Source organism: Kineococcus glutinatus, from assembly GCF_039542765.1.
Lineage (GTDB): Bacteria > Actinomycetota > Actinomycetes > Actinomycetales > Kineococcaceae > Kineococcus_A > Kineococcus_A glutinatus.
Window position 1 is genome coordinate 1 of the sequence record NZ_BAABIL010000475.1, and the last position, 8,696, is coordinate 8,696.

Sequence of the window (8,696 nt, forward strand, 5' to 3'; positions counted from 1 at the left end):
CCTGGCGCTGCGCGCCGCGGGGATCGACGCGCCGGGCTGGACGCCGGCGGCGACCTCGTTGCGGCAGCGGGTGGCGTTCTGCCGCAACGCCTTCGGCGACCCGTGGCCCGACGTCTCCGATGCCGCGCTGCTGGCCGGCGCCGAGGAGCTCTTCGCCGCGGAGCTGGCCCGGGTGCGCGAGCGGGCCGATCTGGCGCGCCTGGACCCGGCCGCCGCGCTGCGGCGGGTGCTGCCCTGGCCGCAGGCGGCGCGGCTGGAGGAGCTGGCCCCGGAGCGCATCGCGGTGCCCGGCGGCAGCCGGGTGCGGGTGGACTACTCCGATCCGGCGGCGCCGGTGCTGGCGGCGAAGCTGCAGGAGCTCTTCGGGTGGGAGCGCGCGCCACGGGTGGCGGACGGGCGGGTGCCGCTGGTGGTGCACCTGCTGTCCCCGGCGGGCCGGCCGCTGGCGGTCACCTCCGACCTGGCCTCGTTCTGGTCGGGCGCGTACCGGCAGGTGCGCGCCGAGATGCGCGGGCGCTACCCGCGCCACCCCTGGCCCGAGGACCCGGCGGCGGCGCGGCCGACGCGGCGGGCCACGGGCGGCCACGACTAACGCCATCTCAACATGTGGGATCGATGTCTCAATTCGTGGACATGTGGAGGGCTGGCCGACAGGCTCGGGCTCCCGTCGATCGAGGAGGACCCGTTGCAGCGCACCGCGACGTACACCCACGGCCACGCCGACTCCGTCCTGCGCTCCCACCGCTGGCGGACCGCGGAGAACTCCGCCGCCTACTTGCTGGCGCACCTGGCCCCCGGCACCACCGTGCTCGACGTCGGCTGCGGGCCGGGCACCATCACCGCCGACCTGGCCGCGCTGGTCGGTCCCGCCGGCGTCGTCGGTGTCGACAGCGCTCCCGGCGTGCTGGCCGAGGCCCGCGCCGCCGCCGCCGCGCGCGGCCTGGACGGGCTGCGGTTCGAGGTGGCCGACGGCGCGGCCCTGCCCTTCCCCGACGGTTCCTTCGACGTCGTGCACGCCCACCAGGTGCTCCAGCACGTCGCCGACCCCGTCGCGGTGCTGGCCGAGATGCGCCGCGTGTGCCGCCCCGGCGGGCTCGTCGCCGCGCGCGACAGCGACTACGCCGCCATGACGTGGTACCCGTGCCCGGCGGGCCTGGAGCGGTGGCTGGAGGACTACCGGCGCACCGCGCGCGCCAACGGCGGTGAGCCGGACGCCGGCCGGCGGCTGCTGTCGTGGGCGCGGGCGGCGGGCTTCGCCGACGTGACCGCCTCGGCCTCCACCTGGTGCTTCGCCACGCCCGAGGACCGCACCTGGTGGGGCGGGCTGTGGGCCGAGCGGGTCACGTCCTCGGCGCTGGCGGAGCGGCTGCGCGCCGACGGCGCCGCACAGGAGGAGCTGGAGCGGGTCGCGGCCGGCTGGCGGGAGTGGGCGGCCGCGGACGACGGCTGGTTCGCCGTGCTGCACGGGGAGGTGCTCTGCCGGGCCTGAGCCCCGCCGACCGGTCCGTCCGGGCGGGCCTCAGGACAGCAGGGCGCTCACCAGCAGGGCGAGGACGACGGTGTTGAAGCCGAACGCCACGAGGGAGTGACCCAGCACCGTGCGCCGCACCGCCCGCGTGGTGACCGTGACGTCCGTGGTGCCGAAGGTCGTGGACACCCCGACGGAGAAGTAGAGGAAGTCGGCGAACGCGGGCGGCTCGGCCCCGGGGAAGTCCAGGCCGCCGTCGGCCGCCCGCCGGGCGTAGTCGGCGGCGTAGGTGACCGCCATGGTGCACCAGGCCGCGACGACGAGCAGGACGGTGGTCGTCGCGGCGACGGCGGCCTGCAGCGGCGTGGCGGCGTCGGGGGCGAAGGAGGCGAACCAGACCGCGGCGCCCAGCGCGACGGCGGCGAAGGTCACGGCGATGCCGGCCCCGGGCCGGTGCACCGTCAGCAGCCGGCGGGCCAGCGACGGGGCACCGGCCCCGCGCCCGTCGGCCACGCAGGCCGCCATGTTGTGGCTGAAGACGCCCAGCGTCAGTGCCGCGTAGCACGCCAGCATCAGGGCGTAGACCCCGGCCGCGGTGACGGCCGTGGAGTCGGCGCCGGCGAAGCCCGCCTCGTGGGACAGGGGCACCAGCGGGACCGCGACGACGAAGGCGACGGCGAAGCTGAGGTTGTAGCGACCGTTCTCGGTCACCAGCCAGGAGGAGGACCACACGCGGGAACCGGTGCGGGAGGGTGCTGTGGTGGAGGACGGCACGCCCGGACGCTAGGGGACGGGCGGGTGGCGGCGCGAGGGTGGAGAGGGTGCCCCCGGCAGGACTCGAACCTGCGCACACGGCTCCGGAGGCCGATGCTCTATCCGCTGAGCTACGGGGGCCAGCGACGGGTGGAACCCTACCAGCGTCGGCGCCCGCATCGGACCGCCCCGCCCGCCGGGTCCCCCGCCCGCGCTCCCGCGGGGCCCACCGGCGCGGCGGCGAGGGGGCCCGGCCGCGCCGGTAGGCTCGTGGCGTGACACCCGCCGAGCTCTCCAGCGCACTGAGGGACGCCCTCGCCGCCGCCGTCGCGGCCGGCGAGCTGTCCCTGGACCCCGCCGACGTCCCGGCCGAGGTCCGCGTGGAGCGCCCCAAGAACCGCGAACACGGCGACTGGGCCACCAGCGTGGCCCTGCAGCTGGCCAAGAAGGCCGGCGCACCGCCCCGGCAGGTCGCCGGGGTCCTCGCCGCCCGCCTGGCGCAGGTGCCCGGGGTGCGCGCCGCCGACATCGCCGGCCCCGGCTTCCTCAACATCACCCTCGAGGCCGCCTCCGCCGGCCGGCTCGCCCGCACCGTCGTGGAGGCCGGCGCCGGCTACGGCCGCACGAGCGCCCTGGCGGGGCAGCGGATCAACCTCGAGTTCGTCTCCGCCAACCCCACCGGCCCGATCCACATCGGCGGCACCCGCTGGGCCGCCGTGGGGGACTCCCTCGCCCGGCTGCTGCGCGCCACCGGCGCCGACGTGACGTGCGAGTACTACTTCAACGACCACGGCGCCCAGATCGACCGCTTCGCCCGCTCGCTGCTGGCGGCCGCCCACGGCGAGCCCGCCCCGGAGGACGGCTACGGCGGCGCGTACATCGCCGACATCGCCGCCGCGGTGACCGCGAAGGTCCCCGACCTGCTCGCGCTGCCCCGCGCCGAGCAGCAGGAGACGTTCCGCCGCGAGGGCGTCGAGCTGATGTTCGCCGAGATCCGCCAGAGCCTCGCGGAGTTCGGCGTCACCTTCGACGTCTACTTCCACGAGGAGTCCCTGCACAGCTCCGGCGCCGTGGAGCGGGCCATCGCCAGGCTGCGCGAGCTGGGCCGGGTGTACGAGGCCGACGGCGCGACGTGGTTGCGCACCAGCGAGTTCGGCGACGACAAGGACCGCGTCGTCGTCAAGAGCGACGGGCAGCCCGCCTACATCTCCGGCGACCTGGCCTACTACCTCGACAAGCGCGAGCGCGGCTTCGACCGGGCCGTCATCATGCTGGGCGCCGACCACCACGGCTACATCGGCCGGATGATGGCCATGTGCGCCGCCTTCGGGGACGTGCCGGGGGAGAACCTCGAGATCCTCATCGGCCAGCTGGTGAACCTGCTGCGCGACGGCAAGCCGCTGCGGATGAGCAAGCGGGCCGGCACCGTCGTCACGATGGAGGACCTCGTCGAGGCCGTGGGCGTCGACGCCGCCCGCTACGCCCTGGCGCGCTCCTCGGTGGACACGAGCATCGACGTCGACCTGGACCTGCTCGTCAGGCGCAGCAACGACAACCCGGTCTTCTACGTGCAGTACGCCCACGCCCGCACCGCCAACGTCGGGGTCAACGCCGCGCAGTCCGGGGTGCGCCGCGAGGACGCCTTCGACCCGGCGCTGCTGACGCACGAGACCGAGGCCGTGCTGCTGGCGGCGCTGGCGGAGTTCCCCGCCGTCGTGACCCGCGCCGCCGAGCTGCGCGAGCCGCACCGGGTGGCCCGCTACCTGGAGGAGCTCGCCGGGCGCTACCACAAGTGGTACGACTCCTGCCGGGTCACCCCGCGCGCCGAGGAGGCCGTCGAGGACGTCCACCGCACCCGGCTCTGGCTCAACGACGCCACCCGCACCGTGCTGGCGGCGGGCCTGGACCTGCTCGGCGTCAGCGCGCCGGAGCGCATGTGATGGCGGGCACCCACGAGGGCGGTGCGCTGCACTCGCCCGGCTACGGCTCGGTGGCGATCGTGCCCGGGTGGCTGCGGGCGCCCGGGGACGTCAACGACCTGCTCCCGCAGCTGTGGGCGGCCACGGTGGGCCGGCACCGGGACGGGGCGCTGCGCGTCGGCGGCGTCGACGTGCGCGAGCTGGCCGCGGCGCACGGCACGCCCGCCTACGTCCTCGACGAGGCCGACTTCCGCGGCCGCGCCACCGCCTTCCGCGACGCCTTCTCCGGTGCCTTCGCCGACCTCTGCGGCGGCGCGGACGTCTACTACGCGGCCAAGACGTTCCTGTGCACCGGGGTCGTGCGCTGGCTGGCCGAGGACGGCCTCAACCTCGACGTGGCCAGCGGCGGGGAGCTGGCGACCGGCCTGCGCGGTGCGATGCCCGCCGCCCGGATGGTGCTGCACGGCAACAACAAGTCCCGCGCGGAGCTGCGCGCGGCGCTCGCCGCGGGCGTCGGCCGCATCGTGCTGGACAACCTCGCCGAGGTGGACGTCGTGGCCGACCTCGCGCGCGAGCTGGGGACCACCGCGCCGGTGATGATCCGCGTCACGGTCGGCGTGGAGGCGCACACCCACTCCTACATCGCCACCGCCCACGAGGACCAGAAGTTCGGCCTGTCGCTGGCGTCGGGGCGGGCGGAGGCGGCCGCGGCCGCGGTGCTGGCCCGGCCGGAGCTGCGGCTGCTCGGCTTCCACAGCCACATCGGCTCGCAGATCTTCGACACCGCCGGCTTCGAGGTCGCCGCCCGGCGCCTGCTCGGGCTCACCGCCCGGGTGCGCCGGGAGCAGGGCGCCGAGCTGCCCGAGATCGACCTCGGCGGCGGCTTCGGCATCGCCTACACCTCCGAGCACGACCCGCTGGCCCCGGCGGACCTCGCCGGCCACCTCGCGGCGATCGTCGAGCGGGAGTGCCGGGCCGAGGGCATCGAGTGCCCGCGGGTGTCCGTCGAGCCCGGCCGCGCGATCGCCGGGCCCAGCACCTTCACCCTCTACGAGGTCGGCGCCACCAAGGACGTCGAGCTCGACGGGGGGGCGCGGCGGCGCTACGTCTCCGTCGACGGCGGGATGAGCGACAACATCCGCACGGCCCTCTACGACGCGGACTACTCCGCGACGATCGCCTCGCGGCGCTCGGCGGCGGAGCCGGTGCTGTCGCGGGTGGTGGGCAAGCACTGCGAGAGCGGCGACGTCGTCGTGCGCGACGAGTTCCTGCCCTCCGACCTCGGCGCCGGCGACCTGCTCGCGGTGCCCGGCACCGGCGCCTACTGCCGCAGCATGGCGAGCAACTACAACCACGTGCCCCGCCCGCCGGTCGTGGCCGTCCGCGACGGGGTGGCGCGCGTGCTCGTGCGCCGCGAGACGGTGGAGGACCTCCTCGCCCTCGACGTCGGATGAGCGGACCGCGGCAGCGGCCCGCGCGGGCGGGTGGACGGGCTCGGCGGACGAGCGGGGATCGCACGGTGACCGACGTGGTCGGGGACGGGAGGGAACGGACGTGGAGCCCCTGAGGGTCGCGCTGCTGGGATGCGGGGTCGTGGGCGGTGAGGTGGCCCGGCTGCTCACGAGCCAGGCCGGGGAGCTCGCCGCCCGGGTCGGGGCGCCGCTGGAGCTGGTCGGGGTGGCGGTGCGCCGCGCGGGCCGCGAGCGCGGGGAGCTGGGCTTCGACGCCGGCCTGCTCACGACCGACGCCGACGAGCTCGTCACCCGCGCCGACGTCGTGGTGGAGGTCATCGGCGGCATCGAGCCGGCGCGCTCGCTCGTGCTGCGCGCGATGGAGCACGGCGCCGGTGTGGTGACGGCGAACAAGGCGCTGCTGGCCGCCGACGGCCCCACGCTGTTCGAGGCGGCCGCCAAGCACGGCGTCGACCTCTACTACGAGGCGTCCGTGGCCGGGGCCATCCCGCTGCTGCGGCCGCTGCGGGAGTCCCTCGCCGGCGACCGCGTCACCCGCGTGCTGGGCATCGTCAACGGCACGACGAACTACGTGCTGGACAAGATGGACTCCACCGGCGCCGGTTTCGCCGAGGCGGTCGAGCAGGCGCAGGCGCTCGGGTACGCCGAGGCCGACCCGACCGCCGACGTGGAGGGCTTCGACGCCGCCGCCAAGGCCGCGATCCTGGCCTCCCTCGCCTTCCACACCCGCGTCAGCGCCGCGGACGTGCACCGCGAGGGCATCACCGAGGTCAGCGCCGCCGACGTGCGCGCCGCCCAGCAGCAGGGCTGCGTCATCAAGCTGCTGGCCATCTGCGAGCGCGTGACCGCCGCCGCCGGCGAGGCCGTGTCCGTGCGGGTGCACCCGGCGATGCTGCCGCTGTCGCACCCGCTGGCCCAGGTGCGGGAGGCGTACAACGCCGTCTACGTGGAGGCCGAGGCGGCCGGGCAGCTGATGTTCTACGGCCCCGGCGCGGGCGGGCGCCCCACGGCCAGCGCCGTGCTGGGCGACGTCGTGGCCGTGGCCCGCCACCGCGTCGGCGGCGGGCGCGGGCCGGGGGAGTCGGCCTACGCCGAGCTGCCGGTGCTGCCGATGAGCGAGGTCGTCACCCGCTACCACGTGCGGCTGCACGTGGCGGACCGCCCGGGCGTGCTCGCCCAGGTGGCCGGCGTCTTCGCGCAGCACGGGGTCTCCATCGAGACCGTGCAGCAGCGCCAGGACGAGGCGGGCCGGGCCGTGCTCGTCGTCGTGACGCACGCCGCGACGGACGCGGCGCTGTCCACCACGGTCGAGGACCTGGCGGAGCTGGACATCGTGGACTCCGTGGCGGGCGTGCTGCGGGTCGAGGGAGGGGACGACCGGTGAGCGGCAGCGGGGCGCACGTGTGGCGGGGCCTGATCGAGGAGTACCGCGAGCGGCTCCCGGTCGGCGCCGCCACGCCCGTGGTCTCCCTCGGCGAGGGGGGCACGCCGCTGGTGCGGGCGCAGCACCTGTCCGAGCGCACCTCCTGCGAGGTGTGGCTGAAGGTCGAGGGCTGCAACCCCACCGGCTCCTTCAAGGACCGCGGCATGACGATGGCCATCTCCCGCGCCAAGGAGGAGGGCGCGCAAGCGGTCATCTGCGCCTCCACGGGCAACACCTCCGCCTCCGCGGCCGCCTACGCCACCGCCGCGGGCATGCGCTGCGCGGTGCTGGTGCCCGACGGCAAGATCGCCCTGGGCAAGCTCAGCCAGGCGATCGCGCACGGCGCGACGCTGCTGCAGGTCGACGGCAACTTCGACGACTGCCTCACCCAGGCGCGCAAGCTCGCCGAGGCGTACCCGGTCGAGCTGGTCAACTCGGTCAACCCCTTCCGCATCGAGGGGCAGAAGACGGCCGCGTTCGAGGTCGTGGACGTCCTGGGCGACGCCCCCGACGTGCACTGCCTGCCCGTGGGCAACGCCGGCAACATCACGGCCTACTGGAAGGGCTACCGCGAGTACGCCGAGGACGGCACCGCGACGCGCCGACCCCGGATGTGGGGCTTCCAGGCCGCGGGGGCGGCGCCGTTCGTCAAGGGGCACCCCGTCGACGAGCCGGAGACCATCGCCACCGCCATCCGGATCGGCCACCCCGCCTCCTGGGCGACGGCCGTGGCCGCGCGCGACGACTCCGGCGGGCGCATCGGGGCGGTCACCGACGAGCAGATCCTCGCCGCCCACCGCTGGCTGTCCTCCCGCGAGGGCGTCTTCGTCGAGCCCGCGTCCGCCGCGGGCGTGGCGGGGCTGCTCGCCGCGACCGAGGCCGGGGAGGTCGACCCCGGCCAGCGCATCGTGGTCACCGTGACCGGCCACGGCCTGAAGGACCCGCAGTGGGCGCTGGAGCTCGCCGGTGCCGAGGACGGCCGGCGTCGCGCCGTGGAGCCGGTGCGGGTGCAGCCCGACGCCGTCACCATCGCCCGCGCCCTGGGTCTCGAGCTGTCGTGAGCCCGGCACCCGGCGCCGCGGCCGGCACCGCCGCGGCCGCTCCGGAGCCCGTCGCGGCGCTGCCGGTGGGGGTGGCCGTCGACGTCACCGTGCCCGCCACCAGCGCCAACCTCGGCCCGGGCTTCGACGCGTTCGGGCTCGCCCTCGGGCTGCACGACCGGCTGCGCGTGGCGGTGGCACCCGGCGGCCTCGACGTGGTGGTCGAGGGGGAGGGCGCCGGCTGCGTGCCGCTGGACGCCGAGCACCTCGTCGTGCGGACCCTGCTCGCCGAGCTGGCCGCGGAGGGCGTGCGCGCCCCCGGGCTGGAAGTGCTGTGCCGCAACGTCATCCCGCACGGGCGCGGGCTGGGCAGCTCCGCGGCGGCCGTCGTGGCCGGTGTCGCGGCGGCGCGGGCGCAGCTGGCCGCGGCGGCGCGCGGGGCACCCGCCGGTGGTGCACCGGGCGACCGGGCCGGCGAGCGGGTCCGGGTGCTGTCGGAGGCCGCCCGCCTGGAGGGCCACCCGGACAACGCCGCGCCCGCGGTGCTGGGCGGCTTCACCATCGCCTGGTCCGGCGGCGGGGGGGCGGTGCGCGCCGCGCGCCTGGACGTGCACCCCGACG

8 protein-coding genes and 1 tRNA gene are annotated in these 8,696 nt (G+C 76.3%); 7 read left to right on the top strand and 2 right to left on the bottom strand.

From position 1 onward, the window contains the following. Both ABEB16_RS16375 and ABEB16_RS16380 read left to right on the top strand, forming a co-directional pair. Nucleotides 1-592 (top strand): ATP-dependent helicase C-terminal domain-containing protein (locus tag ABEB16_RS16375; RefSeq protein ID WP_345713293.1); only part of this gene is annotated, 592 nt, incomplete at its 5' end. Nucleotides 593-685: 93 nt separating this feature from the next. Beyond that, entirely contained in the window at nt 686-1,489 is an 804-nt protein-coding gene (locus ABEB16_RS16380; protein ID WP_425560224.1) for a methyltransferase domain-containing protein, read from the top strand. Nucleotides 1,490-1,519: 30 nt separating this feature from the next. On the opposite strand, the gene ABEB16_RS16385 is transcribed toward ABEB16_RS16380, so the two are convergent. Continuing rightward, nucleotides 1,520-2,242: a DUF1345 domain-containing protein gene (locus ABEB16_RS16385; RefSeq protein WP_345713294.1), complete on the bottom strand. Its 723-nt coding sequence runs from the start codon at nt 2,240-2,242 to the stop codon at nt 1,520-1,522. A gap of 48 nt (nt 2,243-2,290) precedes the next feature. Continuing rightward, nucleotides 2,291-2,362: transfer RNA gene (locus ABEB16_RS16390), tRNA-Arg, on the bottom strand. A 134-nt stretch (nt 2,363-2,496) separates the two neighbouring features. Between ABEB16_RS16390 and argS the strand changes: the two genes are divergently transcribed. The 5 genes from argS to ABEB16_RS16415 form a co-directional block, all read left to right on the top strand. After that, nucleotides 2,497-4,161, top strand: a complete 1,665-nt coding sequence (gene argS, locus ABEB16_RS16395; protein WP_345713295.1) for an arginine--tRNA ligase — start codon at nt 2,497-2,499, stop codon at nt 4,159-4,161. Further along, on the top strand, nt 4,161-5,594 hold the full coding sequence (gene lysA / locus ABEB16_RS16400; RefSeq protein ID WP_345713296.1) for a diaminopimelate decarboxylase: 1,434 nt from the start codon (nt 4,161-4,163) through the stop codon (nt 5,592-5,594). Before argS ends, lysA begins: the two co-directional genes overlap by 1 nt. 100 nt (nt 5,595-5,694) lie before the next feature. After that, complete coding sequence (locus tag ABEB16_RS16405) at nt 5,695-6,996, top strand: homoserine dehydrogenase (RefSeq protein ID WP_345713297.1); 1,302 nt, start codon at nt 5,695-5,697, stop codon at nt 6,994-6,996. Next, on the top strand, nt 6,993-8,096 hold the full coding sequence (gene thrC / locus ABEB16_RS16410) for a threonine synthase (RefSeq protein ID WP_345713298.1): 1,104 nt from the start codon (nt 6,993-6,995) through the stop codon (nt 8,094-8,096). Before ABEB16_RS16405 ends, thrC begins: the two co-directional genes overlap by 4 nt. Then, nucleotides 8,093-8,696, top strand: a 604-nt coding sequence (locus tag ABEB16_RS16415) for a GHMP family kinase ATP-binding protein (RefSeq protein WP_486335993.1), incomplete at its 3' end; no start/stop codon positions are given. The genes thrC and ABEB16_RS16415, both read left to right, overlap by 4 nt.

Coding starts and splice junctions, on each gene's coding strand:
- lysA (WP_345713296.1), top strand. CDS start 4,161: ATGGCGGGCACCCACGAGGGCGGTGCGCTGCACTCGCCCGGCTACGGC.